We start from the raw sequence: 25,440 nt of genomic DNA, 5'->3' as shown, positions 1-25,440 counted from the left end.
GGATTTCCAGCCCGTCCGGCGTTTGAGGACGAGGCCGTTCAGGCCGAAGCGGGGGTCTGGGGGCGGCAGCCCCCAGGGACGGGTAGGGGCGGCGGGGGCGAGATCCCTCATCATGAAGCCATGCGCGCTGCCCGTCTCATCAAAATGGTGCTGCTGCTCCAGTCCCGCGCCTCCATGACCGCCGCCGAGCTGGCGCGGGAGCTGGAGGTGTCCGAGCGGACGGTGACGCGGGACGCGCAGGCGCTTTCCGAGGCGGGTGTGCCGGTGTACGCGGAGCGGGGACGCGCCGGTGGGTACCGGCTCGTCGGCGGGTACCGGACGCGGCTGACCGGCCTGGCCCGGGGCGAGGCGGAGGCGCTGTTCCTGAGCGGGCTGCCGGGGGCGCTGCGCGAGATGGGGCTGGAGGACGCCGCGTCGGCGGCCCGGCTGAAGGTGTCCGCGGCCCTGCTCCCGTCCCTGTCGGACGCCTCGCACGCGGCGGCCCAGCGGTTCCACCTGGACGCGCCGAGCTGGTTCACGGAACCCAAGACCCCCGAGCTCCTGCCCGCCGTAGCGGACGCGGTGTGGGACGACCGGCGTGTGGTGGCCCGGTACCGGCGCGGGGACTCCGACGTCGAACGGGAACTGGAGCCGTACGGGCTCGTGCTCAAGGCGGGCGTCTGGTACCTGTGCGCGCGGGTGGCGGACCACGATTCCTTCCGGGTGTACCGGATCGACCGTTTCACGGCGGTCGACCCGGCGGCGCCCGACGAACGCTTCACGCGCCGGGAGGACTTCGACCTCCCGGCGTTCTGGGAGGACCGGGCGGAGCAGTTCGCGCGGTCGATCCTGCGGGCGGAGGTGGTGGTACGGGTGTCCCCCGAGGGCGCCCGAAGACTGCCGTACGCCGTCGATCCCACCGCCGCGCGGGAGGCGCTGGACCTCGCGGCCGCACCGGACGGCGACAGGGACGGCGACAGGGACGGGGACGGGTGGGTGACGGTGACCCTCCCGGTGGAGTCCGAGGAGGTGGCCCACGGCCAGCTCGCGGGGCTGGGTCCCGAGGTGGAGGTGCTGGCTCCGGCGAGTCTGCGGGCACGGTTCGTGCGCGACACGGTGAGACTGGGTGCGCTGTACCGCCCATAACGATCTGCCCCTCTCCAGGTGACAATCCGCCGTACTCCACGTGCGCACCACTCCTCCAGGACCGATGCTTGACCCGTGATGGACGAGACGGAGTTCTGGGAGCTGGTGGACGCCACCCGCGAGGCCGCCGAGGGCGACCCCGAGGAGCAGGCGGACCTGCTCGTGGACCGGCTGCTCCTGCTGGATCCGGAGCTGGTGCTGGACTTCGCCCGTCATTTCGAGGCCCGCTACAACCGCGCCTACACCTGGGATCTGTGGGGTGCCGCGTGGGTGCTCCTCGACGGGGCGAGCGACGACGCGTTCGACTTCTTCCGGTGCTGGCTGATCGGCCAGGGCCGCGAGGTCTACGAGGGCGCCGTGCACGACCCCGACTCGCTGGCCGAGCTCATCGACGACTTCGACGACGAGATCGACGGCGACGGGGAGGAGCTCGGATACGCGGCCGACGAGGCGTACGAGCAGCTCACCGGTACCGTCGCCCCCGACCTGGGCATTCCGCCGGCGCCCGCCGAGCCGCTCGGGGCCCCGCTCGACCTGGAGAACGAGGCCGTCCTCGCGGAACGCTTCCCGAAGCTGCGGGAGAGGTTCCGGCAGGAGTGAGGGGGGTACGGCGATGAGTGCCCCGTCCACCGACACACCGGATCCCCGTGAGGTCATTGTGGCTCGAATACCGTACCCGGAGCGTTCCGCCGAAGCCCTCGACAAGCTCCCCACTCCACTGAACGCGTTCCGCATGCTGTCCCACGCCCCGGAGCTGACGGGTCCGGCGATCGACCTGGGGCTGGCGGTGCTCGGGTCGTCGTTGCCGGTGCGGTTGCGCGAGCTGGTGATAGTGGCGGTGGCGGCGCGTACGGACTGCGCGTACGGGGTCGTGCAGCACCGCCCGATCGCGCTGCACGCGGGGGTGACGGCCGAGCAGCTGGATGCCGTCGTCGAACTCCGTGCGGAGGAAGGCGAGTTCGACGCGGCGGAGTCGGCGCTGCTGACCGCGACGGAGGAGCTGCTGGCCCGGCACACGCTCACCGACGGCACATTGGGCTCACTGCGCAAGCATTTGACGGACCGCCAGGTGGTCGAGCTGATCACGACGGTCGGGTACTACACGATGCTGGCCGGCCTGCTGAACGGCCTGGGCGTGGACATCGATCCGGTGGGCGAGCAGTACTGGGAACTGGGCCGCCGGTAGACCCGTGCCGCTTCCGCCGCCGCGCCGGTGACTTCTAGGCGGCGTGGCGGCGGCGGCTCGTGTCCGTCGGGATGTAGGCCTGGTTCCGGTCGGCCCGTACCGCGTGGTGCATCGGGGCCGCGTTGGCCTGGTCGAGCGCGGAGGCCGTGACGGCGGCCGGGCCGAGGATCACGGTCGCGACCGCGCAGACCACCGCCCAGGGGCCGCGGGCGGACTTGGCCCAACCGGCCGACTTCTCCGTGGTGTTGGTGTGACTGCTGTTCATTTTCCCCACCTCCAGTCAGTGCGTGTGCATGACGATAGGGAGCGTGCCTCGGGGGACCCGGTGAGTTGCCTGCGAGAAACCTGTGAGCATGGCGCGGCCAAGTGTTCGCGCAGTTCACAGACTTGAGGTCTTGACCGGTGCCGTGAGGTCCGGCTTACGGTGGCCGCCGCCGAACAGGAGCGCCGTGCCCATGACCAGCCCGTACGTGAAGGAGATCACCCGCGAGGAGCACCTCGCCCATCTCCGGCTGCACCCGGACGCGAGCCATCTGCAGATCCCCGAGTGGGCCGACGTGAAGCCCGACTGGACCGCGGAGAGCGTCGGCTGGTTCGAGGGGGACGCGCTGGTCGCCGTAGCCCTCGTGCTGTACCGGGCGTTCCCCGGGACGGGACGCTCCCTCGCCTACCTCCCCGACGGGCCCGCGATCGACTGGCGGAGCCAGCGCCTCGAACGCTGGCTGGACCCGCTCCTCGCCCACCTGGAGAAGGAGGGCGCGTTCTCGGTCCGCATCGGCCCGCCGCTCGTGGTCCGGCACTGGGACGCAGCCACCGTCGCGGCAGGCGTCGCCGACCCCGCCGTACGGCATCTGCGGGATCTGCCGACGGACGGGATAGACGGCTACGCGCTGGACGCGGCGGACCGCCTCGAACGTCTCGGCTGGCGGCGGTGCAGGGAGAACGAGAACAGCGGGTTCGGGCTCGGACAGCCCCGGTACGGCTGTCGGATTCCGTTGACGGGGCGGTCTGTCGACGAACTGCGCCGCAGTCTCGCCCCGCACTGGCTGCAGGCCCTGCAGACCGCCGAGGGCGGCGGGGTCGGGGTCTTCTGGGGTTCGGCCGACGATCTGCCGGCTTTCCACCGCCTGTACCGCGCCACCGCCGAACGTGACGGCTTCAAGGCCCGCCCCCTCGACTACTTCCGGCGCATGTGGCAGGCGCTCAACGCCGAGGAGTCCGACCGGATGCGGATCTACCTCGCCGAGTACGACGACGAGGTCCTGTCCTCCGCACTCATGATCGGCGTCGGCCCCCGGGTCTGGCACTCCTACCCCGCCTCCGGCCGCCGAGGACGTGAACTCCGCCCCAGCAGCCTCCTGCTGTGGCGCATGCTGTGCGAGGCCCTGGACTCCGGCGCCGACACCTACGACCTCCGGTCCGTCACCCCGTCCCTGGTAGCCGAGGACCGCCTGGTCGGCCGCCTCCTCTTCAAGACCGGCGCGGGCGGCCAGACCGTGGAGTACCTGGGCGAGTGGGAACGCCCCGTGGGCACCCAAGGGAAGATGCTGCAACGGGCGTTGGCGATCTATCTCGGGCGCAGGTAGGGCCTTCAGGGGCGCGGGGAACTGCGCGCCCGGCCCCCACCGAACCCGCACCCGACACCCGACCGAGCGAGGATCCGGGGGCGCAGCCCCCGGGGGACGCGACGGGTAGGGGCGGCGGGGGCGATCAACGCCCCTGCAACCGCGCCGCCCGCTCCCGAACCCCCGGAAGCCGCGCCAGCAGCGCAGCCCCCGGACAACTCGTCATGTAACCGTCCTTGTGCCCCGCGAGAGCGGGAAGCACGGCGGCCGTACCGGCGGCATACCGACTGAGGCTGTTGCTGGAGACCAGCCGCGCCTTGCCGCGCGGATCGACATCCGCGAGCCCCAGTTTCCACGCGGCCAGTGCCGCTATCGCGTCCGTCATCGCCTTCGGGACGGCCATCCCGGAGGTGAACGTGCCGATCGCCGCGATCCCCGCCGTCCGGTGGTTGAACCCCTGTGTGTGCGCACCGGTGACCGCCCGGTCGACACCGCCCGCCCGGCCCTCGTAGATCGTGCCGCACCGGTCGACGAGGAAGTTGTAGCCGATGTCGTCCCAGTCCCGGACGCCGGTCTGGCCGGCGTAGAGGTAGCGGATGATGCGGGGCGCGTCCGCGCAGTCGTAGCCGTTCGGCGAGTCGGTGTGGTGGACGAAGACGGCGACGACCTTGTCGTCGTAGCGCGGCGGCGGCTGCGCGTGCCGGGAGAGCGCGTCGAGCCAGGCCGAGCGGGGCACGATGCGCGGCTCGGGCGCGGTGTGCCGGAGCGCCGCGGGACGGGCCGCGACCGGGGCGTGCACGGCGGCCGTGGCCCTGCGTCCGATGCCGTTCGCGCACAGCGCCAGCACCAGGACGGCGGCGAGGCCGGGGAGGCAGGCCAGCAGCACGAGCGCCGGGCGCGGTATTCGTATCCGGCGCCGACGCCGGGCACCCGGCGTTCTTCTCGGAACACGCATGGTCACACTCTCGGCCGGAAACGCTCCGTCCGCGATGTGTGCTGTGCCACCCGGTGGAACCATCGTCCTGGTCCGGCACGTTTCTGGGGGTACACGCACGCGTGGCGGCTTCCCGGGGGTCACGCGCGCGTGACTGATCAGTGGGCCCGTTCCTCGCGTACTAAGGGTTCCGAGAGAAAGGCGGCTCCGTGGACCTGCTCGACCTGCTGTTGTTGCTGGTGATCCTCGCCTACGCGGCGTCCGGGTACCGGCGCGGCCTCGTCGCCGGATGTGTGTCGCTCGCCGGGTTCGTGGGCGGTGCGGTCGTCGGTGTGTGGGTGCTGCCGTGGGTGATGGACCTGGTGACACCGGGGACGACGGCGGCCACGGTGACCGCCGTGCTCACCGTGCTGGTGCCGGCGGTGGTGGGGCACGAACTGGCGGGGCGGCTCGCACTGAAGCTGCGCAGGGAGCTGGACCAGGGGCCGCTGCGGGTGGCCGACGGGATCGGCGGGGCCGCGGCGAACTCGGTGGCGGTGCTGATCGTGGCATGGGTGGCCGCGAGCGTCCTGGGCGCGTCCTCGTCGGCGGTGGTCACGACGGCGATCCAGGACTCGGCGCTGCTGGGCAGCGTGCAGAAGCTCATGCCGGACACGACACCGACGTGGTTCTCGCGGGCGACCTCCGCGCTCACCTCTGCGGGCTTCCCGCAGGTCTTCAACCCGTTCGAGAACGCGTCGACGGCCGAGGTGGCCAAGCCGACCGGCGACAGCGTCACGGCCGCCGCGACGAACGCCGCCAAGCGGAGCACGGTCAAGATCGAGGGCTCTTCGGGCACGCAGGGCCGCGAGGGCAGCGGCTTCGTGTTCGCCCCGCAGCACGTGATGACCAACGCGCACGTGGTGGCGGGCATCGACAACCCGACGGTCCGCATCGGCGGGGTCGGGCGGTCGTACGAGGCACGGGTGGTCCTCTTCGACCCGAACAAGGACGTCGCCGTGCTGTACGTGCCGGGGCTGTCCGCGCCCGTGCTGCGCTTCGACGACGGCGCGGCGCGCGGCGACTCGGCCGTGGTCGCGGGCTATCCGCAGGACGGCGACCTGAACCTCCAGGCCGCGACCGTCGCCAACCGCGTGAACGCGACCGGGCAGAACATCTACAACGACGGGACCGTCACCCGCGAGATCTACTCGATCCGCTCCACGGTCCGCCCCGGCAACTCCGGCGGCCCGCTCCTGACGACCGGCGGCAAGGTCTACGGCGTGGTCTTCGCCCGCTCCACCTCGGACGACGAGACGGGGTACGTGCTGACGGCCGACGAGGTCTCCGGGGACGCCCAGCGCGCAGCGACCGCGACGGCGGAGGTGGACACGGGCGACCTGGTCACGTCGTAGGTCCCCGTTCACCCGGTCACAGGGAGCGGCCCATCAGCACGTCGTCGACGTACTCCCCGTCGAGCAGGAACTCCTGCGGCAGCACGCCCTCGACCGCGAACCCCTCGGCCGCGTAGAGCTTCCGCGCCGGGGCGTTGTGTCCGAGCACGCGCAGGGTGAGCCGCCGGGCGCCGCGCCGCCGGGCCTCCTCGACGGCGGCCCGCACCAGCGCCCGGCCGACCCCGTGTCCGCGCGCGTCCCCGGCGACGGCGAGCCCCTGGATCTGCCGGACGTGCGTGTTGCAGGCGAGCGGGGTGGCGAAGGCGAGCCGGATGTAGCCGACGATCCGACGGTCGAGTTCGGCGACCAGATGGTCCCCGGGCGCGTGCCGCTCGTCGAAGAAGGGGCCGTACGGCGGCTGCGGGCGCGGCATGACCGCGTGCAGGTGCGACCAGGTCGCGCGGTCCAGTGCGCCGAGTTCCTCGTCGTCGTCGGGCAGGGCGGTACGTATGTACGGCTCGGGCATATGAGCCAGACTACGGCGGGGTCGGTGCCGTCCTCATGGGGCTTTTATGGATCTACGAGGCAGGATGGGCGCCATGGAACGCTCGCGAATCGCGGTGACCGGCGCCTCCGGTCTGATCGGCAGCGCACTGGTGCGGTCCCTGACCGCGGACGGTCACGAAGTGGTGCGCCTGGTGCGGCGGGCCGCCCGGGGCGCCGACGAGGTGTGCTGGGACCCCGAGGGTGAGTACGTCGACGCGGCGGCGCTCGACGGCTGCGACGCCGTGGTCAACCTGGCCGGTGCCGGCGTCGGCGACCACCGCTGGACTGACGCCTACAAGAAGACGGTCCGCGACAGCCGCGTGCTCGGCACGGCGGCGCTCGCGGAGGCGGTGGCAGCGCTGGACCGGCCGCCGCGGGTGTGGGTGAACGGCAGCGCGATCGGCTTCTACGGCGAGACCGGCGACCGTGCCGTGGACGAGGACGCGCCTCCCGGGGACGGCTTCCTGCCCGAGCTGTGCGTGGAGTGGGAGGAGGCGACGGCGCCCGTTCAGGAGGCGGGCGTGCGGACGGTGTTCGCGCGGACCGGTCTGGTCGTGGCGAAGGACGGCGGGGCGTGGGCCAAGCTGTTCCCGCTCTTCAAGGCGGGTGTCGGCGGGCGGTTCGGCGACGGGCGGCAGTACTGGTCGTTCGTCGCGCTGCACGACGAGGTCGCGGCGATCCGCCATCTCATCGACACCGAGGGCCTGTCGGGACCGTTCAACCTCACCGCCCCGAACCCGCTGACGAACCGTGAGATCACGGCGGCGATGAGCCGCGTGCTGCGCCGCCCGTCCCTCTTCACGGTGCCGGCGCCCGCGCTGAAGCTGGTGCTCGGCGAGATGTCGGGGGATGTGCTGGGGAGTCAACGGGTGCTGCCGAAGCGGCTGTTGGAGTCGGGATTCACCTTCACGTTCCCCGACATCGAGGGGGCGATCCGGGCGGCGCTGTGACCGACCGGAACCCGTGAGGACCCGTCCGGGACCCGACCGACGGCGCACGGTGACGCACGGCGACCGTATGCGACCGCCGTGCGACCGTGCCCTGCGTATGCGCGACTTCCCCCGACCGATCACGGCCCTAACCTCGACCCGAACTCGGGTATCCCTGGAGGCTGTTGGGGGCATGACGCTTCCACCGGCCGCGCAACCCTGAGGAGGGGCACGTGCTTGAGCACGCGTACCAGGCGGACGTCGTCGTCGTGGGAGCCGGGGTCGCCGGACTCGCCGCGGCGCATCGGCTGATCAGCGCAGGAGTAACGACCGCAGTCCTGGAGGCCGCCCCTTACGTGGGCGGCCGTATGTCGACCGAGAAGATCGACGGGTTCCGGCTCGACCGGATCGGACAGTTGCTGTCCACCTCGTACCCCGAACTCCGCCTGACCCCGGGCCTCGACGCCCTGGTGCTGCGCCCCTTCGCCCCGGGCGTCCTCCTCCACAGCGACGGCCGCCACCACCGCGCGGGCACCCCGGCGCCCGGAGGGAGCGCATGGGGCGCACTCCACGCGGTACGCGCCCTGGCGAGCGCCCCCAGGGTGGGGGCGATACCGCGGGTGCGGACGGGGTCGCTGTGGGGCAGCGCCCCCCGAAGGGCCTCCCTCTGGGGCGCTCCGGCGACGAAGGGACGAGCGGGCTCCCCCTGGGGCGGCCCGACGCCGAGGGGACGCGGAGGCGTCGCCAGGGCCGCGGCGGCACCTGAGGGCGTTCCCGCCGACGGGGCGACACGCACTGACCGGGCGGCAGCCTGCGAAGACGCGGCGCCGCACCCGACCCGCACGGGAACCTCCGGCGGCGGGTCCGCGCCCGGAGAGGGCGCGGGAACCTCCGCGGGCGCCCACACACCCAAGGACCGGACCGCGTCTCCGGGCGGGCCGACCGGCGCCACTCGGGGTGCGCTCGGGGCCAGGGCAGGTGCCTCCCGGGGCGGACCGGCCATCGGCGACCGCAGGGACTCCTCGTGGGGCGGGCCCGTGCTCAAGGACCGGCCCGTGGACGCCCGAGGAGCCGCCGCCGTGCCCAGGTCCCGGTCCGGCGCACCGCTCGGCGGACCGGTCGACCAGGCCCGGCTCGGGGCCGCGCTCACCCGCCTCGCCGGAACGCCGGTCGAACGGCTCCTGTCCCGCCCGGAGTTGCCCGCCGGGCAGGCCCTCGCGGCGCGCGGGGTGCCCGCGCGGACCATCGAAGGGTTTCTGCGCCCGCTGCTCGCCGCGCTGCTGTACGACCCGGAGCTGACCACCTCCAGCCGGTGCGCCGACCTCGCGCTGCGCGCCTTCGCGGGCGGGCGGCTGTGCCTGCCGGAGGGCGGCGCGGAGATGCTGCCCGAGGTGCTCGCCGCGGCGCTGCCGCCGGGCACCGTGCACACCGGCGTGCGCGTCACCGCCGTGTCGACGACCTCGGTGACCACCGCCGAACACGGCGAGATCCGCTGCCGGGCCGTGCTCGTCGCGACTGACGCGCGCGCGGCGGCCGAACTCCTGCCCGGCCTGCGCGTACCGGACTTCCACCAGGTGACCGTGGTGCACCACACGACCGACGAACCGCCCGCCACGGGAGCCGCCCTGCTCGTGGACTCCGACCGCGGCGGCCCGGTCGCGCACACCGCGATCGTCAGCGAGGTCGACCCGAGCCGCGCACCCGCCGGCCGCGCCCTCGTCTCCTCGACGGTCCTGGGCCCTCCCCCACCGGACGTCGAGACCGCCGTACGCAGGCATCTCTCGCGCCTCTACGGCACCTCGACCACCCGCTGGGAGACCCTCGCCGTCCACCACACGGCCACGGCCGTCCCGGTCATGCGCCCACCGCACGATCTACGGCGTCCCGTACGGCTGTTGGCCGGTCTGTACGTCTGCGGCGACCACCGGGACACGAGCACGGTGCAGGGGGCGTTGCACTCGGGCCACCGGGCAGCGAAGGCGATCCTGAGGGACATGAGCGCGACAGGCTCGATGCACAGCGCGGACCCGATCCGAACATCACAGGCCGCCTGAAGGGCCCTGAAGGGGCGCGGGGAACTGCGCGACCGGCCACGACGGCGTCGCGCAGTCCCACCGGCCGCAGCCCGCCTCACCCGAACGCGGCGACCTTGTCGCGATACCCCCGCACCGGCGCCGCGTCCTTGTACGGCTCAAGCCTCCGCTCGAAGTCCCGCACGTACTCGATCGCCCGCACCGACCGCATCTCCGCCGCCTGCCCCGCCGCCTCCGCCCCCAGCGCACAGGCCTGATCGAGCTCGCCGAGCCCGAGCCGCGCGGAGGCGAGCACGACCCGGCAGAACAGCCGGCTGCGGGCGTACGCGGGCGCCCGCAGCTGCAGGGAGCGCTCCGCGTGCTGAGCGGCGGCGCGGAACTGCTGAAGGTCCCGGTGCGCGTGCCCGAACTCGTCGGCGAGCTGTGCCTCGTCGAAGAACCGCGCCCAGTACGGCACTTCGTCCCCGGCCCGCGCCGCTTCGAGGGCACGCTCGGCCCGCACGAGCGCGGAGGTGCACGCCCGGACCTCGCCGAGCACCCCGTGCGCCCGCGCCTCCACGGAGTGAAGCAGCGCCTGCACGACGGGGGGCGCGCTGGTCCCGACCCCCTGCTGCGCCACCCGCGCCAGCTGCACGGCCTCGCGCCCGTGCCCGAGATAGACGGCCTGCCTGCTCATGGTCATGAGCACATACGAGCCGTAGGCCCGGTCCCCGGCCGCCTGCGAGAGCCGCAGCGCCTGCACGAAGTACCGCTGCGCGAGCCCGTGCGCGGCGATGTCGTACGACGTCCAGCCGGCGAGCCGGGTGAGGTCGGCCGCCGCCGCGAACAGGCGCCGGCCGGTCTGTTCGCCGTAGGTGCCGCGCAGCATCGGCTCGGTCTCGTGCTCCAGGTAGCGCACGAGGGCCTGCCGGGCGTGGCCGCCGCCGTAGGCGTTGTCGAGGGTGCGGAAGAGTTCGCCGACCGAGCGGAGCGCGGAGATGTCGCCGCCGGTGACCTTCTGGCCGGGGCCGCGTTCGGCCGCCCCGCGCTGCCGGGGCACGACGGGGCGGCCCTGCGGGGGCACCCGGTTCGCGGGTTCGGCGCGGCCGACCCGGTCGTCGGCCCGGCCGATCAGCCAGTCCCGGCTGGGCACGACAAGACCGGCCGGGGTGAAGGCGATCTTGCGCAGCTCGGCGTGGCTGCCGGAGTCCTTGCGCCACAGCCCGCTGACGATGTCGACGGCCTCCTCGGGGGTCGCGGCGAATTCGAGCCCGGCGTACACCGGCGCGCAGGCGTCGAGGCCGAGGTCCTGCGCGGTGAGCCGGCGCCCGAGCCGGCGGGTGAAGACCTCGGCGATGAGGGCGGGGGTGGTGCCCCTGGGCTGCTGGCCGCGCAGCCATCGGGTGACGGACGTCTTGTCGTATCTCAGGTCCAGTCCGTGCTCAAGACCGAGCTGGTCCACGCGACGGGCGAGACCTGCGTTGGAGAACCCCGCTTCTGCGATGAGCGCGGCGAGCTGACGGTTGGGAGTGCGCTGCGCGGGTCGTTCCGTCATCTGCGGTGCGGTCTCCTGCCTTTCGGGCCTCACAGAGGCCGATGCGACCCCTGCTGCCCGGATTGCCTGTGAGCAGCCCTTTTGGCCTCGTGAACGGCGCGAATGTAGCGGAGCGTAAGCGGCTCGTCGCACATTCCGACGTGCATTCATCCGATCGTGTGAGGATTGGTCGTAGGGCTGACGGTCCCGGCCGCCCGGTGGGGTGTCAGCGGTCGGTCGTACAGTGGCGTAGGCATGTTTCGTGCCTTACGACTCGTGGGTGCTGTGAGGGAGGCGCTTGCCGTGGGTGAGTTGCGGTTCGTCCGGATGGGGTTCGGCGCCGACGCCGTCGAATACCAGGAGGCGTGGGACGAGCAGCGCCGGGTGCACGCGGCCCGCTTCGAGGACGCGGTCCCGGACACCGTGCTGCTCCTCGAACACCCGCCGGTCTATACGGCTGGCCGCCGCACGCAGGACAACGAGCGCCCGCTCGACGGCACCCCGGTCATCGACGTCGACCGCGGCGGCAAGATCACCTGGCACGGCCCGGGCCAGCTCGTCGGCTACCCGATCCAGAAGCTGCCCCGCCCGGTGGACGTCGTCGCGCACGTACGGCGCCTGGAGGAGGCGCTGATCCGCGTGTGCGCGGAGTTCGGCGTGGAGACCAGCCGGGTGGAGGGCCGCAGCGGGGTGTGGGTGCTGGGCGATCCGGTGGAGCAGCGGCCGTCGATCGGCGGGCTGTCCCTGGACTTCGACCCCCGTCTGCAGGACGAGGAGTTCGACCCCCGGATGAACGGCCCGGAGTACGCGCCGTCGAACGCCGGCCAGCGCCGCGAGGACCGCAAGATCGCCGCGATCGGCATCCGGGTGGCCAAGGGCGTCACGATGCACGGCTTCGCGCTGAACGTGAACCCGGACAACCGCTGGTTCGACCGCATCATCCCGTGCGGCATCCGCGACGCGGGCGTGGCCTCGCTCGCGGCCGAACTGGGCCGGGACGTGACCATCGACGAGGTCCTGCCCGTGGTCGAGCGTCACCTGAAGGACGTACTGGAGCACGCGGACCTGAAGCCGCGGGAGATCGAGAAGGCGACCGCCTGACCCGGGAATGTGACTTTCCGCTCTGCGGTTGGCCTCAGGGCGGGGGCCTGAAATCACGGGCGTACCCTGGTGTACGCCGAAGAATCGAAGCTACAGGGAGCCGATGTGTCCGCAGTCGCACCCGACGGACGCAAGATGCTGCGCCTGGAGGTCCGGAACGCCCAGACCCCCATCGAGCGCAAGCCCGAGTGGATCAAGACCCGGGCGAAAATGGGTCCCGAGTACACGAAGATGCAAGCCCTCGTGAAGAGCGAGGGCCTGCACACGGTCTGCCAGGAAGCCGGCTGCCCGAACATCTACGAGTGCTGGGAGGACCGCGAGGCGACCTTCCTCATCGGTGGTGACCAGTGCACCCGGCGCTGCGACTTCTGCCAGATCGACACCGGCAAGCCCGAGGCCCTCGACCGCGACGAGCCGCGCCGGGTGGGCGAGTCCGTGGTCACGATGGACCTCAACTACGCCACGATCACCGGCGTCGCCCGCGACGACCTGGAGGACGGCGGCGCCTGGCTGTACGCCGAGACGGTCCGTCAGATCCACCAGCAGACGGAGTCCCGCGAAGGCGGCCGTACGAAGGTCGAACTGCTCGCCCCCGACTTCAACGCGGTCCCCGAGCAGCTGGCCGAGGTCTTCTCCTCCCGCCCCGAGGTCTTCGCGCACAACGTCGAGACGGTCCCGCGCATCTTCAAGCGCATCCGCCCCGGCTTCCGCTACGACCGCTCCCTCAAGGTCATCACCGAGGCCCGCGACTACGGCCTGGTCACCAAGTCGAACCTGATTCTCGGCATGGGCGAGACCCGCGAGGAGGTCAGCGAGGCGCTGCGCCAACTGCACGAGGCGGGCTGCGAGTTGGTCACGATCACGCAGTATCTGCGGCCTTCGGTGCGTCACCACCCGGTGGAGCGCTGGGTGAAGCCGCACGAGTTCGTCGAACTCAAGGAGGAGGCCGAGCAGATCGGCTTCTCCGGCGTCATGTCCGGCCCGCTGGTGCGTTCTTCGTACCGCGCCGGCCGCCTCTACCAGATGGCGATCGAGAAGCGCGGCGCGTACGCGGCCTCGCAGGCGGTTTGAAGCAAGGCCGTGTGAATTCGCGCACAAGTGACTACTCGCCAGTAATACCGTCGCCGTCGCGGTCCTGACCGTCCTCCCAGTTGAGGGCGTTCATCAGGGCCGCGTCAGCGTTTCGGCCCTCCGCATCAAGGCTTCACTGGCGTTTGACCGGTCGGTCACGCCCTGGTAACACCAAACAGTGACACTCGACTTACAGCACGTAGCCTCATACCCAGAGCCGTTCCGAGGGGGGACCTCCACCATGCAGGCCGCACCCGTCCGCGCCACCGCCATCCCGTCCGTCACCGACGCCCTGCGCGCCGTCGAGTCGCTGCTGATGAGCAGCGGCCAGCGCACCGCCCGCCGCAACGCGTGGACCTCCGTCCTGGAGGACCGCCGCCGCGCCAAGGACCGCGTCGAGACACAGCTCGTCCTGGAACAGTCCCTCACCTCCCACTCCTGAATCCCCTCGCCCGGGCACCGCCGTCGTCGGCGCTCCGGGAGCCACGTAGACTCGTGGCATGGCGAGGAAGGACACGACAGCGGACAACGCTGCGAACCCCGGGCGACTCAAGCAGATCGCTCTGACGTACAAGATGACGCGCAAGGCCGACAAGACGATCGGTCTTGTACTCGCGGCTGTCGGAATTGTCACCTTCGGTGTCTTCCTCGCGATCGGCTTCTTGCTCGGTCACCCCATCTATCTGGGCATTCTCGGCCTGCTGCTCGCCTTCCTCGCGACGGCGATCGTCTTCGGACGACGCGCCGAGCGCGCCGCCTTCGGGCAGATGGAGGGTCAGCCGGGCGCCGCCGCCGCGGTACTGGACAACATCGGCCGGGGCTGGACGACGACTCCGGCGGTGGCGATGAACCGCAGCCAGGACGTGGTGCACCGCGCGGTCGGCAAGGCCGGCATCGTGCTGGTCGCCGAGGGCAACCCGAACCGGGTGAAGTCCCTGCTGGCCGCCGAGAAGAAGAAGATGAACCGCATCGTCGCGGACGTCCCGGTGCACGATGTGATGGTCGGCACGGGCGAGGGCCAGATCCCGCTGAAGAAGGTCCGCACGACGATGCTGAAGCTGCCGCGCGTCCTGACCGGCCCGCAGGTGACGGCGACCAACGACCGCCTCCGCGCGATGGGCGACCTGATGAGCAACATGCCGCTCCCCAAGGGCCCGATGCCGAAGGGCATGAAGCTGCCGAAGGGCGGCGGGAAGGCCCGCTGAGCCTCGGGCCGAGGCTTCAGGCCAACGTCCTGAACGCCCGGTCGTAATACACCATCGGGGCCCCCTCCCCCAGTCGCACACCCGTCACCCGGCCGATCAGGACCGTATGGTCCCCGGCCGGGTGTCGCGCGTGTGCGGCGCAGTCCAGTTCGGACAGGGCGCGTTCGACCGTCGGCAGTCCGGCCGGGCTGAGGCCGAGGCCCTCGGACGCGAACTTGTCGGTGCCCTTCGTGGCGAAGCGCACCGCGAGCGGGCGGTGGGCCGGGGCCAGCACGCTCACGGCGAAGCGGTCGCAGTGCTCGAACGACGGTGCCGAGTCCGCCGAGTTGGCCAGGCACACCAGCACCATCGGCGGTTCCAGCGAGACCGAGCAGAAGGAGCTGGCGGTGAATCCGCGGGGCGTACCGTCCCCGCAGCGGGTGGTGACGACCACCACGCCCGAGGGGAAGCGGGCCATCGCGGCCCGGAAGTCCTCGGGTGCCACGACGGTTTCCAGTACTTCCTGACGGTCGGCCATGACGGTGCACCACCTGTTGGGCGTCTGCGGAGGCCGCCGCGGGTTCAGCGGCCCCGGCTACAGCTCACCGACGGTGACCGAGATCGTCACCCGGGTCCAGATCGACTATGCGGTGGCCGCCCGGGACTGGCAACCCGGACGAGCTCAGTGCACAGCCCCCGCCGCTTCCCCGCCGCCCAGTGCCCAGGCGCCGTAGGACGCGCCGGTCGTCTCGAAGGAGAGCGCGACATGCGAGGCGGCGCTGTTCACGTCCCGCCAGAAGCGCTGCACGGGGTCGGACGAGGACTGTCCGGAGGTGCCGCCGGCGCGGAAGACCCGGTCGACCGCCGAGACCAGCAGCTCCACCGCCAGGGCGAGGTCCCGGGCGCCGCGGACCGCCGCCTCGCCGTCCGGTACGTGCTCCGTGCCGTCGGCGACCGCCGCCGTACGCCGGATCAGGAGTTCGGCGGCGTCCACCTCGGCGGCCGAGCGGGCCAGGGCGACCTGCGTCGAGGGCTTCTCGCCGACGGCCTGTCCCCGGCGGTCGACGCGCGCCCCGGTCCGCGCGATCCAGGCCCGCAGCGCGCCCCGGGCCGCGCCGACCAGCGGGGCGGCGAACGGAAGCGCGTTCACGGCGTACATCGGCACGATGTGGCAGCGCGCGTCCGACGCGGGCGCCCGTCCGGCATGGACCGCCGACCGGGCCAGCGTCCGGTGCTCGGGCACGAAGGCGTCGGTCAGGAGCAGGGTGTCGCTGCCGGTGCCGCGCATCCCCACGGTGAACCAGCTGTCCTCGATGGCGAAGTCGGCCCGTGGGACGGCGAAGAACCGCACCTCGGGACGTGCGTCCGGGTCCACCGGGCCCTCGGTGGGCACGGCCGCGCAGGCGAGCGCCCAGTCGGCGAAGTGCACCCCGCTGATGTACTTCCACTCACCGCTGAGCCGCCAGCCACCGGCCACCGGTTCCGCCTTGCCGGACGGCATGAGCGCGCCGGCGAGCAGGACGTCGGGTCCGTCCGCCCAGATGTCGGCCTGCCCCTCCTCGGGCAGAAACGCCCCGTACCGCCCGGCGTAGGCGGCCAGCGAGGCGGCCCAGGCGGCCGAGGTGCAGCCCTCCCCCACCAGGCCGACCGCGGAGGTCACGTCGGTGAAACCACCGGCTTCGCCGCCGTGGGCCTGCGGTACGAAGTGCCGCGCGAAGCCCGCGTCCCGCACCGCCTCGACCACCTGCGGCGAGAGGCGCCGGGCACTCTCCGCCTCCTCCGCGTACCGGGCCGCGATCTCCGCGACCATCGGCGCCCTGGCCACGACCGTCGACTTGTCGCCTGCTGCCATCCTGCCCACCACTTCCGTCGGGAACGGCGACAGTGTCCCGGTCACAGTCGGTCACGGAGCGGACCCCGGGCCGTGACCGGCCGACGGTCACCCGCCCGGCACGCCAAAGGGGGCGGCCCGGACCCTTCCGGGGCGCCCCCTTTGGCCGTACGAGTGCTGCCGCTAGATCCGCACTTCCACCGTGCGCGCCAGCCGGTCGTGGAGTCCGCGGCCGTCGCGGTCCCAGATCAGGGGCGGGATCGCGATGCACAGCAGGGCGGAGCGGAGCAGGGCGCGCAGGGGGCTGGGGCGGCCGGTGTCGAGGGCGTAGACGCGGAGGCCGAGGAGGCGCTTGCCCGGGGTGAAGCCGATGGTGCCGACCGTGAGGGTGCTCAGGACGAAGAGGATGAGCAGGGCCCAGTTACCGGTCGCCTGGTTGTAGCCGTGGGTGAGCAGGCCGTATGCGATCAACAGGCACAGCGCCCAGTCGACGGCGAGGGCGCCGAGGCGGCGGCCGGGGCGGGCGATCGAGCCGGGGCCGTGCTCGGGCAGACCCAGCTGCTCACCGCGGTAGCCGAAGTCGACACCTGCCCGCTCCGCGGCTTCCCGGGGCCCGGAGAGCCATGAGCCGATTGCATCCCTGTTGTCCACCCGTCCACGGTACTGCCCCCGTTCTGCCATGCGGACAGGAGGGGCCAGGCGGCTCAAGACCGGTTAACTTGGGCGAAACAAATGGGTCACGCCTGAGAAATGCCCCGTCCCTAAGGTCGGGTCCAGCGTGTGCCACCGCACTGGCCGCACGAACGAACTACCACCCCGGCACGGACGGTCGGGAGTAGGAGGAGCTGGATGTTCCAGAACGCCGACGAGGCCAAGAAGTTCATCGCGGACGAGGACGTCAAGTTCGTCGACGTCCGATTCTGCGATCTGCCGGGTGTGATGCAGCACTTCACGCTGCCGGCGACGGCCTTCGACCCGGATGAGGAACTCGCCTTCGACGGCTCCTCGATCCGCGGCTTCCAGGCCATCCACGAGTCCGACATGGCGCTCCGCGCCGACCTGTCGACCGCGCGCGTGGACCCCTTCCGCCGCGACAAGACGGTCAACATCAACTTCTTCATCCACGACCCGATCACGGGCGAGCAGTACTCCCGTGACCCGCGCAACGTGGCGAAGAAGGCCGAGGCGTACCTCGCCTCCACCGGCATCGCCGACACCGCGTACTTCGGTCCCGAGGCCGAGTTCTACGTCTTCGACAGCGTGCGCTTCGAGACCAAGTCGAACGAGTCCTTCTACCACATCGACTCCGAGGCGGGCGCCTGGAACACCGGCGCGATCGAGGACAACCGCGGTTACAAGGTCCGCTACAAGGGCGGCTACTTCCCGACCCCGCCGGTCGACCACTTCGCCGACCTGCGTGCGGAGATCTCCCTGGAGCTGGCCGCGTCCGGCCTCCAGGTCGAGCGCCAGCACCACGAGGTGGGCACCGCCGGCCAGGCCGAGATCAACTACAAGTTCAACACGCTGCTCGCCGCGGCCGACGACCTCCAGCTCTTCAAGTACATCGTGAAGAACGTGGCCTGGCGCAACGGCAAGACCGCGACCTTCATGCCGAAGCCGATCTTCGGCGACAACGGCTCGGGCATGCACGTCCACCAGTCCCTGTGGACCGGCGGCCAGCCCCTCTTCTACGACGAGGCCGGCTACGCGGGTCTGTCGGACACCGCCCGCTACTACATCGGCGGCATCCTCAAGCACGCCCCGTCGCTGCTCGCCTTCACCAACCCGACGGTGAACTCGTACCACCGCCTGGTCCCCGGCTTCGAGGCCCCGGTCAACCTGGTCTACTCGCAGCGCAACCGCTCCGCCGCGATGCGCATCCCGATCACGGGCTCCAACCCGAAGGCCAAGCGCGTCGAGTTCCGCGCGCCCGACTCCTCCGGCAACCCGTACCTCGCCTTCTCCGCCCTCCTCCTGGCGGGCCTGGACGGCATCAAGAACAAGATCGAGCCGGCCGAGCCGATCGACAAGGACCTCTACGAACTGGCCCCCGAGGAGCACGCGGGCGTCGCCCAGGTCCCGACCTCCCTCCCGGCCGTCCTCGACCGCCTTGAGGCCGACCACGAGTTCCTCCTCGCGGGCGACGTCTTCACGTCCGACCTGATCGAGACGTGGATCGACTACAAGCGCACGAACGAGATCGCGCCGCTGCAGCTGCGTCCGCACCCGCACGAGTTCGAGCTCTACTTCGACGTGTGATCGACGCCGTCGATAGCTTCTGGGGCCGCCATCCGCGAGGGTGGCGGCCCCGGCCGCGTTGTGGCGCCACTCGGCGGAGGGCTCGGGGACGCGCGTGGTCGCCCTTGAGCTGCGGCGACGGCACATCGGGAACCCTCGGGCCGAGCGGACGACGCCGGGCAGCAGACAACTGGCTTTCCAGGCAGCCCCCGGTCGGGGGACCATCTTCACTGAAACGGTCGTCCAGGAGGGGGAAACGGGGATGGGGCAGCAACACGACCACGAAGAGCCCGAGTTCGACATCAAGTGGGCCGACGGTGCAGAGCACAAGGAGCCGTCCGCGCGGGCCCGGATGCTGGCTGCCCGGTGGAAGGACAATCCGCCGGGACCGGTGCCGTTCCGGGGGGAGCCGGAGGGGGTGGGGCCCCGGCGGTCGTCCTGGATGTCGACGGCGATCGTGCTGGGGAGCGTCGCCGCGGTCGTCGTGCTGCTGGGGTGGGTCAACTTCCGGGCGCCGTACTAAGCGCTTCGCTGGATGTGCGTTAGAGGTCGGTTTTCGGCCGCAGCGCCGTCGTGGCTGGTCGCGCAGTTCCCCGCGCCCCTTTGGGGCGCTGCCGAACCGCAGTCGACTTCACCAGGTCCGCTTAGATATGCGTGCGGACATCAGACGTGGAGTGACCACCGCGGTGCGGCTCGCGCAGGGGGAATCGGTACGGGACGTGCTCGACGTCCGTGATCCGCGCGCGTAGCTCGGGCTGGACGCGGGGGCGCGCGTGGACGAGTTCTTCTGTCCGCCGGATGTCGTGCCGTGGGAGCTGACGGCCGGCGGCCGCGAGTTCTCCGAGATCCTGCGCGGCTCCGGCCCGCTCACCGAGCCCCAGCTCGCGCTCGCCCTGTGTCACCGGGACGGCCGGATCCGGCAGGCGGCGCTGGACCGGGCAGCCTGGCACCCCGTGCTGCTGCCCCTGGTCGTGCTGCGCTGCGCCGAGTGGGCCCCACCGGTGCGTGACCGGGCCCGGCAGCGGCTGGCCGAGGGCCTCGACGCCCTGACCGCCGGCTCGCTCGCGCCGATGATCCTGCTCGTCGGCCGCCGCAACCGGGCCGACTTCGCCGTGGGCCTGCTCGACGAGACCCTGCGCCGGGCCCCCCGCGACCGGATCGTCGCGCTCTGCTCCAGCGCCGACCGCGCCGTACGCCGCTACGCCTGCCGTCTCGCCGTCGAGGACGGTCTCCTCTCCCCCGTCGAACTCGCCCGCGCCGCAGCCCGGGACACCGACACCGTCGTACAGACCTTCTGCGCGGACGCCGCACTGGCCGCCGTGGCGAAGGGCGGGGCGTACGACGAGGTCTTCGAACCGCTGCTCGGGGCGCGCAGCCCGCGCGTCCGTTCCGCCGGTGTCACCGTGCTGCGGCCGGCCGGCCGGACCGACCTCGCGATGGAGTTCCTGGCCGACCGGACCCCGGTCGTACGGGCCTGTGCGCGGTATGTCGTACGGCAGGACGGGGTCGATCCGCTGCCGTTGTACCGGGCGTGGTGCGCGGCGCCGGAGCCGGTGCCCGGGGCCCTGATCGGGCTGGCGGAGTGCGGTGGGCGGGCGGATGCCGAGCTGCTGTGGACGCTCGTCGGCCATCCGGCGGGCGCGGTGCGGGCACGGGCCGTGGCCGGACTGCGGGTGCTGGACGTGGCGGACGTACGGCGGTTGTGGCCGCTGCTGGACGATCCGGTGGCCAGGGTCGTGCGCGAGGTGACCGCAGCGCCGCTGCCGTCCGCGGAGCTGGTGCCCGAGGAGTGGCTGACGGAAAGGCTGGGGGCAGGGTGGCCGCGGCCGGTGCGGGCCGCCGCGTTCCGGCTGCTCGACGCGCGGGACGGGGGCGTACGACGGCGGACGGCCGAGGCGTTGTTGGACGATCCGGACGTGAGACTGCGCGGGTGGGCCGAGCACGCCGTAAAGCGGGGGTGAGAACCGGACCCGGATTCACAGGGACCTTTTGCTCCGCCTAGGGCCGTTCGGGACCGCTTCATGGGAAGGCGCGGGTGCACACTGGGCGGTAGGGACGAGTGCCTGACTGCGGGGTGATGGCAGATGCAGAGCCGCTTCCGGAGCGACCGGCGGTTGACCATGCGTATGGGTCTGACGCTGTTCCTGCTCGGACTGTTGTACGTGGCGTTCGTGGCCGCGCTGATCGTGTTGCTGAAGTCCTGGGTGCTGGTCGTGGTGCTGGCCGGCGGGCTGCTCGTCGCGCAGTACTGGTTCTCCGACCGGATCGCGCTGTACGCGATGAAGGGGCGGATCGTGGAGCGGGAGGAGTATCCCGATCTGCACGGTGTGATCGACCGGCTGTGTGCCGTGGCCGACATGCCCAAGCCCGTGGTCGCCGTCTCCGACATCGACATGCCGAACGCGTTCGCCACCGGGCGCAACGCCGACAACGCCGTCGTCTGCGTGACCACCGGTCTGCTGCGGCGGCTGGAGCCGGCCGAGCTGGAGGGTGTGCTCGCGCACGAGCTGTCGCACGTGGCGCACAAGGACGTGGCCGTGATCACGGTGGCCTCGTTCCTCGGTGTGCTCGCCGGGCTCATGGTCCGGTTCGCGTTCTACTCGCAGATCTTCCGGGGGCGCAAGGACCAGAACACGCTGGCCGTCTTCGCGGGGATCATGGGGATCTCGGCGGCCGTGTACGCGATCAGCTTCCTGCTGATCAGGGCGCTGTCCCGGTACCGGGAGCTGGCGGCGGACCGGGCGGCGGCGCTGCTCACCGGGCGGCCCTCGGCGCTGGCCTCCGCGCTCACCAAGGTCGACGGCGACATCGCCCGGATCCCGACCAAGGACCTGCGGACCGCGCAGGCCTTCAACGCCTTCTACTTCAGCCCGGCCACCGGCACGGAGCCCGGCTTCACCAAGTACTTCTCGACGCACCCGAGCCTGGAGCAGCGGCTCGACCAACTGGGGCGGATCTCCGCCGAGTTGGGTGAGGCGGCGGTGCCCGGCATCGACAAGGCGGGCTGAGGATGGGGCTGCTGGACATCCTGCTCGGCCGTACGAAACCGGTCGCCCCCGATCTCGACCAGCTGTTCGCGCTGCCCTCGGCGGCGGTGACGCTGGAGGCGGCGGCCGGGTTCAGGGCGACCGGGCGCGGTGCGGTGTGCTTCGCGACGGTGGAGGGCGGGGCGTTCGAGCAGACGCACCGGGAGGTCCAGGCCCTGCTGGACGCGGACGCGGAGCGCACGGGTCCGCCGGTGGAGCTGACCCAGGACTCCTACGGCTACTCGTGGCTGGTCTCGCGCAGGTCGCCCGACCAGCTGTCTGCTCTCGTCAACGATCTGCACGCGGTCAACAGCGCGATGGAGGTCAACGGCTTCGGGCCCCAACTGCTGTGCTCGCTGGCCGGGTTCGAGGACGACGGCGGGCGGCGGCTCGCGCTCGTCTATCTCTACAAACGCGGGACGTTCTTCCCGTTCGCGCCGCTGGCCGGCGACGGGCAGCGGCGCGACAGCTCACTGGAACTGCAGGTCAAGTCGATGCTCGGCAACGACCTTCGGATCGAGCAGGATCTGAGCCGGTGGTTCCCGGTGTGGGGCGCCCCCGGGTTGTGAGAGGCGTCCCCGTGTCTCAGTTGCTCTTCTCGCGTGCCTGCCGACGGGACTCCAGGGGGCGCTCGCGCTGGTAGCGGCGCTCCCACTTGGCCTGCTTGTCCCGGCGGTCGCGGTACGCGCGGTAGCTCGACGGTGTGGCTCCGCCTCCCGAGGAGGAGCCCGAGGCCGACGAGGACGCCGCCGAGGAAGAGGACGAGGAGTCCCTGCCGTACTGCAGGTACAGGAAGAGGACGGCGACCGCGGCCAGCCACCAGACGTGGTTGCCGAAGCCGAAGACGACCAGGACGACTGTCCCGGATATGACGATGGTGCCCATGACGGGCCTCCGTGGGCGTGGGTGTGTACTAGCGGTGATCTGTTGTGGGCGCGACGGGGCGCTGGGGAAGGCGTCCGGCCGTCGGTGCGTAGAGAGTAGCCCCGAGTCCGCGGGGTGGTGCCTGTCCTGCCGAAAGCGGTGGTGAGCAGCTCCGCAACGTGTGTCCAGCGTAGGGGCGCGATCACTCGGCGTGCATCTCCTTTTCGCGCGGCCCGGAGTCGGCCCGGTCAGATCCCCGGTGCCGCCGTCACCACGCCGGCCGCCGCCGCCGCGCTCAGGCTCGCGTGGTCGGCGGCGGTCTGGGTGGCGTAGGCCGAGGCGAAGTCGGCCACCGCGTGTTCGAAGGTGGCGGTGCCGCCCAGGTACGCGGCGATGGCGACGCGGTCGCCGGAGCGGGCGTGGGCGCGGGCCAGGGCGGTGCCGCACAGGCGGCCGTAGGCGAGGAGTTCGGCCGGGCTCATGCCGGCGACGTCCGCGGAGCCCTTCATGTCGCGCAGTTGGCGCCAGTAGAAGGCGCGGCCCTGGGGTCCGGTCATCCAGCCGAGGAAGATGTCGCTCGCGGCCTGAAGCAGGCGCTGGCCGGCCACGACACGGTGTCCGGGGTGGACGTACGCTCCGCTCGGCAGATGCTCCTCCAGTACGGACCTCCGCGCCTCCTTGATCTGCAGGAACAGCGGGTCGCCGTGGTCGCGGCCGGCGAGCAGCACGATGAAGCAGCGGGTGCCGACGCTGCCGACGCCGACCACCTTGCGGGCGGCGTCGACGAAGCGGTAGCGGTCGAGCAGCAGGCGGCGCTCCTCGGAGAGGGTGGAGCGGTAGTCGCTGAAGATCTTGCGCAGAGCCGCCATGTCGGGGGCGCCGGCCGGTTCCAGGAGGGGCGGGTCGTGGACGATACGGCGGCGGCCGTCGACGGTCTCGGTGAGCTTGCCGACGGCGTACAGGCTGGTGCGGCGGCGGGCGCGGGTGAGGCTGGACTCGGCCCGGCGCCGGTCGCGGGCGGAGCGGACCAGGGGCAGCAGGCTGTCGGCGTCGATCCGGTCGTACCAGACGGCGAGTTCGCCCTTGCGGGCCAGGGCACGGAGGACCGTACGGTACGCGGCGGTCGTCTCCAGGGCGGCGCGGTGGGCCCTGGTGTCGCCGTGGCCGTTCTCGCGGGCGGCGACGGCGACGCTGGCGGCAAGGCGTTTGACGTCCCACTCGAAGGGGCCCGGGAACGTCTCGTCGAAGTCGTTGAGGTCGAAGAGCAGGGCACGTTCCGGAGACGCGTACAGGCCGAAGTTGAGGAGGTGCGCGTCGCCGCACAGCTGCACGGTGAGCCCGGTGTGCGGCTGGGAGGCGAGGTCGGCGGCCATCACGGCGGCCGAGCCGCGCAGGAAGGCGAAGGGGGAGGCGACCATCCGGCCGTAGCGGATCGGCAGGAGCTCCGGGAGACGGTCGCGGCCCTGGCGTTCCAGCACGGCGACGGGGTCCGGGCGGTCCACGGAGGGGATCCAGCCGGCGTGCGCGGAACGGGGAACGCGTTTGCGCGCGGCGCGGCCCCGGTTCGCTCGGTCGGCCGGGGTGGTCATATACGCAGTGAAACCGGCTGGGCGGAGCGGCGCATTCCATGCACGGCGATCAGGTGAACGGACAGACTGTCTGCCCACCCCCCGTCTACCGTCGGTCGAGAAGCGGACCCATCGCGCTGGAGGCCAGGATGAGCGGCAAGGAACGGTACGTCGGTGTGGCCGAACGGCGGGCGCGGCTCGCCCTGCGCCACCGCCTCGCCGTGAGCGCCCGCGCCGCGACCCCCGAGGACGTCGCCGACTCCCTCGTCGCCCTGCACGGCTCCGACCCGGCGACGGTGTACCTGGCCGTGGGAGCACGCCTCGCCGACCCTGCCGACACCGTGGCGGAGACCGCCCGCGCCCTCTACGAGGACCGCTCCCTCGTCCGGATGCACGGCATGCGGCACACGGTGTTCGTGTTCGCCACCGATCTGACCGCCGTCGTGCACGCCTCGACCGGACTCGCCGTCGCCGCACGCGAACGGGCCTCGCTGATCAAGGACATGGCGAAGGCCGGGGCGCCGGACGCGGTCTGGCTGAAGGAGGTCGAGGACGCGGCGCTCGCCGCGCTGGCCCGGCGCGGGCAGGCGACGGCGGCCGAACTCGCCGAGGACGAGCCGAGGTTGAGGGAACAGTGGGTGTATGCGGCCGGAAAGAACTACGAGGGTGTCCACACCCTCTCGACCCGGCTGCTGAGGGTGCTGGGGGTCGAGGGGAAGGTCGTACGGGGTCGTCCGCTCGGCGGCTGGACATCGAACCAGCTGCGCTGGGCGGTGGCGCCGGAGCATCCCGAACTGGACGTCGCCGAGGCCCAGTCGGCCCTGCTGCAACGCTGGCTCACGGCCTGCGGTCCGGCCACCGAGGCCGACCTGAAGTGGTGGACGGGGTGGCGGGTGACGGAGGTCCGCCGGGCGCTGGCGGCGATCGGCGCCGAGCCGGTCTCCCTGGACGAGGGCACGGGGTACGTCGCCGCCGGAGACCTCGCCCCCCGGGCCGGCCCCGCCGAACCCTGGGCGGCCCTGCTGCCCGCGCTCGATCCGACGGCGATGGGCTGGCAGCACCGGGACTGGTACCTGGCACCGGAGTTGCGCCCCGCACTGTTCGACTACAGCGGCAACGTGGGCCCGACGGTGTGGTGGAACGGGCGGGTGGTGGGCAGTTGGGCCCAGCGGCCGGACGGGGAGATCGTGTGGCGCGTACTCGACCGCACGGACGTCGGCCGGGAGGCGGAGGCCGCGATCGGGGAGGCGGCGGAGCGGTTGCGGGGGTGGGTGGGGACGACACGGGTGACACCGCGGTTCCGGACGCCGGTGGAGAAGGAGTTGTCGGTGTAGGGGCACGCGTTCCCGCGGT

At 72.0% G+C, this 25,440-nt stretch carries 26 protein-coding genes; 17 read left to right on the top strand and 9 right to left on the bottom strand.

Going from position 1 to position 25,440, the window contains the following annotated elements:
- Positions 1-120 precede the first annotated feature (120 nt).
- The 3 genes from AB0I51_RS33120 to AB0I51_RS33110 all read left to right on the top strand — a co-directional run bounded on the left by AB0I51_RS33120 (position 121) and on the right by AB0I51_RS33110 (position 2,311).
- On the top strand, positions 121-1,125 hold the full coding sequence (locus AB0I51_RS33120) for a WYL domain-containing protein (RefSeq protein ID WP_362981565.1): 1,005 nt from the start codon (positions 121-123) through the stop codon (positions 1,123-1,125).
- A 78-nt stretch (positions 1,126-1,203) separates the two neighbouring features.
- Entirely contained in the window at positions 1,204-1,725 is a 522-nt protein-coding gene (locus tag AB0I51_RS33115; protein WP_362981573.1) for a DUF4240 domain-containing protein, read from the top strand.
- Between the two features lie 58 nt (positions 1,726-1,783).
- Positions 1,784-2,311, top strand: coding sequence for a carboxymuconolactone decarboxylase family protein (locus AB0I51_RS33110; protein WP_362981563.1), 528 nt, complete (start codon positions 1,784-1,786; stop codon positions 2,309-2,311).
- 34 nt (positions 2,312-2,345) lie between these two features.
- Here the strand turns inward: AB0I51_RS33110 and AB0I51_RS33105 are convergent, their stop codons facing one another.
- Entirely contained in the window at positions 2,346-2,576 is a 231-nt protein-coding gene (locus AB0I51_RS33105; protein WP_362981561.1) for a hypothetical protein, read from the bottom strand.
- Between the two features lie 190 nt (positions 2,577-2,766).
- Here AB0I51_RS33105 and AB0I51_RS33100 point away from each other — a divergent pair, with 190 nt between their 5' ends.
- Positions 2,767-3,897, top strand: coding sequence for a peptidoglycan bridge formation glycyltransferase FemA/FemB family protein (locus tag AB0I51_RS33100; RefSeq protein ID WP_362981559.1), 1,131 nt, complete (start codon positions 2,767-2,769; stop codon positions 3,895-3,897).
- A 124-nt stretch (positions 3,898-4,021) separates the two neighbouring features.
- Here the strand turns inward: AB0I51_RS33100 and AB0I51_RS33095 are convergent, their stop codons facing one another.
- A complete protein-coding gene (locus AB0I51_RS33095; RefSeq protein WP_362981557.1) occupies positions 4,022-4,831 on the bottom strand; it encodes a peptidoglycan recognition protein in 810 nt (269 codons plus the stop codon).
- A 188-nt stretch (positions 4,832-5,019) separates the two neighbouring features.
- Between AB0I51_RS33095 and AB0I51_RS33090 the strand changes: the two genes are divergently transcribed.
- On the top strand, positions 5,020-6,204 hold the full coding sequence (locus AB0I51_RS33090; RefSeq protein WP_362981555.1) for a MarP family serine protease: 1,185 nt from the start codon (positions 5,020-5,022) through the stop codon (positions 6,202-6,204).
- 16 nt (positions 6,205-6,220) lie between these two features.
- Here AB0I51_RS33090 and AB0I51_RS33085 read toward each other — a convergent pair whose 3' ends face one another.
- Positions 6,221-6,709, bottom strand: a complete 489-nt coding sequence (locus tag AB0I51_RS33085) for a GNAT family N-acetyltransferase (RefSeq protein ID WP_362981553.1) — start codon at positions 6,707-6,709, stop codon at positions 6,221-6,223.
- 73 nt (positions 6,710-6,782) lie between these two features.
- On the opposite strand from AB0I51_RS33085, the gene AB0I51_RS33080 reads away from it, so the two are divergent.
- Positions 6,783-7,679: a TIGR01777 family oxidoreductase gene (locus tag AB0I51_RS33080; RefSeq protein WP_362981551.1), complete on the top strand. Its 897-nt coding sequence runs from the start codon at positions 6,783-6,785 to the stop codon at positions 7,677-7,679.
- 212 nt (positions 7,680-7,891) lie between these two features.
- Positions 7,892-9,712: an FAD-dependent oxidoreductase gene (locus AB0I51_RS33075; RefSeq protein WP_362981549.1), complete on the top strand. Its 1,821-nt coding sequence runs from the start codon at positions 7,892-7,894 to the stop codon at positions 9,710-9,712.
- Between the two features lie 76 nt (positions 9,713-9,788).
- On the opposite strand, the gene AB0I51_RS33070 is transcribed toward AB0I51_RS33075, so the two are convergent.
- Positions 9,789-11,225, bottom strand: coding sequence for a regulator (locus AB0I51_RS33070; protein WP_362981547.1), 1,437 nt, complete (start codon positions 11,223-11,225; stop codon positions 9,789-9,791).
- Between the two features lie 282 nt (positions 11,226-11,507).
- Here AB0I51_RS33070 and lipB point away from each other — a divergent pair, with 282 nt between their 5' ends.
- From lipB to AB0I51_RS33050, 4 genes are all read left to right on the top strand, one after another.
- The gene (gene lipB, locus AB0I51_RS33065) at positions 11,508-12,305 is read left to right on the top strand and encodes a lipoyl(octanoyl) transferase LipB (protein WP_362981545.1); all 798 of its coding nucleotides are present in this window, start codon (positions 11,508-11,510) and stop codon (positions 12,303-12,305) included.
- A gap of 105 nt (positions 12,306-12,410) precedes the next feature.
- Complete coding sequence (lipA, locus tag AB0I51_RS33060; protein WP_362981543.1) at positions 12,411-13,376, top strand: lipoyl synthase; 966 nt, start codon at positions 12,411-12,413, stop codon at positions 13,374-13,376.
- A 241-nt stretch (positions 13,377-13,617) separates the two neighbouring features.
- Complete coding sequence (locus AB0I51_RS33055) at positions 13,618-13,818, top strand: hypothetical protein (protein WP_362981541.1); 201 nt, start codon at positions 13,618-13,620, stop codon at positions 13,816-13,818.
- Positions 13,819-13,876: 58 nt separating this feature from the next.
- Positions 13,877-14,581, top strand: coding sequence for a DUF4191 domain-containing protein (locus AB0I51_RS33050; RefSeq protein WP_362981539.1), 705 nt, complete (start codon positions 13,877-13,879; stop codon positions 14,579-14,581).
- A gap of 16 nt (positions 14,582-14,597) precedes the next feature.
- Here AB0I51_RS33050 and AB0I51_RS33045 read toward each other — a convergent pair whose 3' ends face one another.
- The 3 genes from AB0I51_RS33045 to AB0I51_RS33035 all read right to left on the bottom strand — a co-directional run bounded on the left by AB0I51_RS33045 (position 14,598) and on the right by AB0I51_RS33035 (position 17,042).
- Complete coding sequence (locus tag AB0I51_RS33045) at positions 14,598-15,098, bottom strand: flavin reductase family protein (protein WP_362981538.1); 501 nt, start codon at positions 15,096-15,098, stop codon at positions 14,598-14,600.
- Positions 15,099-15,242: 144 nt separating this feature from the next.
- Positions 15,243-16,412 carry an acyl-CoA dehydrogenase family protein gene (locus AB0I51_RS33040; RefSeq protein ID WP_362981536.1) on the bottom strand — a complete coding sequence of 390 codons (1,170 nt, stop codon included), beginning with the start codon at positions 16,410-16,412 and terminating at the stop codon, positions 15,243-15,245.
- A 162-nt stretch (positions 16,413-16,574) separates the two neighbouring features.
- Positions 16,575-17,042, bottom strand: coding sequence for an RDD family protein (locus AB0I51_RS33035; RefSeq protein WP_362981534.1), 468 nt, complete (start codon positions 17,040-17,042; stop codon positions 16,575-16,577).
- Positions 17,043-17,240: 198 nt separating this feature from the next.
- Between AB0I51_RS33035 and glnA the strand changes: the two genes are divergently transcribed.
- The 5 genes from glnA to AB0I51_RS33010 all read left to right on the top strand — a co-directional run bounded on the left by glnA (position 17,241) and on the right by AB0I51_RS33010 (position 22,224).
- Positions 17,241-18,650, top strand: a complete 1,410-nt coding sequence (glnA, locus tag AB0I51_RS33030) for a type I glutamate--ammonia ligase (RefSeq protein ID WP_362981532.1) — start codon at positions 17,241-17,243, stop codon at positions 18,648-18,650.
- Positions 18,651-18,891: 241 nt separating this feature from the next.
- Positions 18,892-19,152 (top strand): hypothetical protein, encoded by a 261-nt coding sequence (locus AB0I51_RS33025; protein WP_362981530.1) that lies wholly within the window; start codon positions 18,892-18,894, stop codon positions 19,150-19,152.
- Positions 19,153-19,402: 250 nt separating this feature from the next.
- Positions 19,403-20,590 (top strand): hypothetical protein, encoded by a 1,188-nt coding sequence (locus AB0I51_RS33020; RefSeq protein ID WP_362981528.1) that lies wholly within the window; start codon positions 19,403-19,405, stop codon positions 20,588-20,590.
- A 123-nt stretch (positions 20,591-20,713) separates the two neighbouring features.
- Complete coding sequence (gene htpX / locus AB0I51_RS33015) at positions 20,714-21,637, top strand: zinc metalloprotease HtpX (protein ID WP_362981526.1); 924 nt, start codon at positions 20,714-20,716, stop codon at positions 21,635-21,637.
- 2 nt (positions 21,638-21,639) lie between these two features.
- Entirely contained in the window at positions 21,640-22,224 is a 585-nt protein-coding gene (locus AB0I51_RS33010; protein ID WP_362981524.1) for a hypothetical protein, read from the top strand.
- A 16-nt stretch (positions 22,225-22,240) separates the two neighbouring features.
- Here AB0I51_RS33010 and AB0I51_RS33005 read toward each other — a convergent pair whose 3' ends face one another.
- Both AB0I51_RS33005 and AB0I51_RS33000 read right to left on the bottom strand, forming a co-directional pair.
- Entirely contained in the window at positions 22,241-22,540 is a 300-nt protein-coding gene (locus tag AB0I51_RS33005) for a hypothetical protein (protein ID WP_362981522.1), read from the bottom strand.
- A 227-nt stretch (positions 22,541-22,767) separates the two neighbouring features.
- Positions 22,768-24,108: a DUF2252 domain-containing protein gene (locus tag AB0I51_RS33000; protein ID WP_362981520.1), complete on the bottom strand. Its 1,341-nt coding sequence runs from the start codon at positions 24,106-24,108 to the stop codon at positions 22,768-22,770.
- A gap of 128 nt (positions 24,109-24,236) precedes the next feature.
- Here AB0I51_RS33000 and AB0I51_RS32995 point away from each other — a divergent pair, with 128 nt between their 5' ends.
- Positions 24,237-25,421 carry a winged helix DNA-binding domain-containing protein gene (locus AB0I51_RS32995; RefSeq protein WP_362981518.1) on the top strand — a complete coding sequence of 395 codons (1,185 nt, stop codon included), beginning with the start codon at positions 24,237-24,239 and terminating at the stop codon, positions 25,419-25,421.
- Positions 25,422-25,440: the final 19 nt, after the last annotated feature.

Source organism: Streptomyces sp. NPDC050549, assembly GCF_040655035.1.
GTDB lineage: Bacteria > Actinomycetota > Actinomycetes > Streptomycetales > Streptomycetaceae > Streptomyces.
This window is presented reverse-complemented; position numbering and strand designations above follow the sequence as displayed.

Bases quoted from the DNA above. Each gene is read 5' to 3' on its own strand.
- AB0I51_RS32995 (WP_362981518.1), top strand. From the start codon at position 24,237: ATGAGCGGCAAGGAACGGTACGTCGGTGTGGCCGAACGGCGGGCGCGG.
- AB0I51_RS33115 (WP_362981573.1), top strand. From the start codon at position 1,204: ATGGACGAGACGGAGTTCTGGGAGCTGGTGGACGCCACCCGCGAGGCC.
- glnA (WP_362981532.1), top strand. From the start codon at position 17,241: ATGTTCCAGAACGCCGACGAGGCCAAGAAGTTCATCGCGGACGAGGAC.
- AB0I51_RS33100 (WP_362981559.1), top strand. From the start codon at position 2,767: ATGACCAGCCCGTACGTGAAGGAGATCACCCGCGAGGAGCACCTCGCC.
- htpX (WP_362981526.1), top strand. From the start codon at position 20,714: ATGCAGAGCCGCTTCCGGAGCGACCGGCGGTTGACCATGCGTATGGGT.
- AB0I51_RS33045 (WP_362981538.1), bottom strand. From the start codon at position 15,098: ATGGCCGACCGTCAGGAAGTACTGGAAACCGTCGTGGCACCCGAGGAC.
- AB0I51_RS33040 (WP_362981536.1), bottom strand. From the start codon at position 16,412: ATGGCAGCAGGCGACAAGTCGACGGTCGTGGCCAGGGCGCCGATGGTC.
- AB0I51_RS33085 (WP_362981553.1), bottom strand. From the start codon at position 6,709: ATGCCCGAGCCGTACATACGTACCGCCCTGCCCGACGACGACGAGGAA.
- AB0I51_RS33080 (WP_362981551.1), top strand. From the start codon at position 6,783: ATGGAACGCTCGCGAATCGCGGTGACCGGCGCCTCCGGTCTGATCGGC.
- AB0I51_RS33055 (WP_362981541.1), top strand. From the start codon at position 13,618: ATGCAGGCCGCACCCGTCCGCGCCACCGCCATCCCGTCCGTCACCGAC.
- AB0I51_RS33095 (WP_362981557.1), bottom strand. From the start codon at position 4,831: ATGCGTGTTCCGAGAAGAACGCCGGGTGCCCGGCGTCGGCGCCGGATA.
- AB0I51_RS33025 (WP_362981530.1), top strand. From the start codon at position 18,892: ATGGGGCAGCAACACGACCACGAAGAGCCCGAGTTCGACATCAAGTGG.
- AB0I51_RS33010 (WP_362981524.1), top strand. From the start codon at position 21,640: ATGGGGCTGCTGGACATCCTGCTCGGCCGTACGAAACCGGTCGCCCCC.
- AB0I51_RS33005 (WP_362981522.1), bottom strand. From the start codon at position 22,540: ATGGGCACCATCGTCATATCCGGGACAGTCGTCCTGGTCGTCTTCGGC.
- AB0I51_RS33050 (WP_362981539.1), top strand. From the start codon at position 13,877: ATGGCGAGGAAGGACACGACAGCGGACAACGCTGCGAACCCCGGGCGA.
- AB0I51_RS33105 (WP_362981561.1), bottom strand. From the start codon at position 2,576: ATGAACAGCAGTCACACCAACACCACGGAGAAGTCGGCCGGTTGGGCC.
- AB0I51_RS33120 (WP_362981565.1), top strand. From the start codon at position 121: ATGCGCGCTGCCCGTCTCATCAAAATGGTGCTGCTGCTCCAGTCCCGC.
- AB0I51_RS33000 (WP_362981520.1), bottom strand. From the start codon at position 24,108: ATGACCACCCCGGCCGACCGAGCGAACCGGGGCCGCGCCGCGCGCAAA.
- AB0I51_RS33070 (WP_362981547.1), bottom strand. From the start codon at position 11,225: ATGACGGAACGACCCGCGCAGCGCACTCCCAACCGTCAGCTCGCCGCG.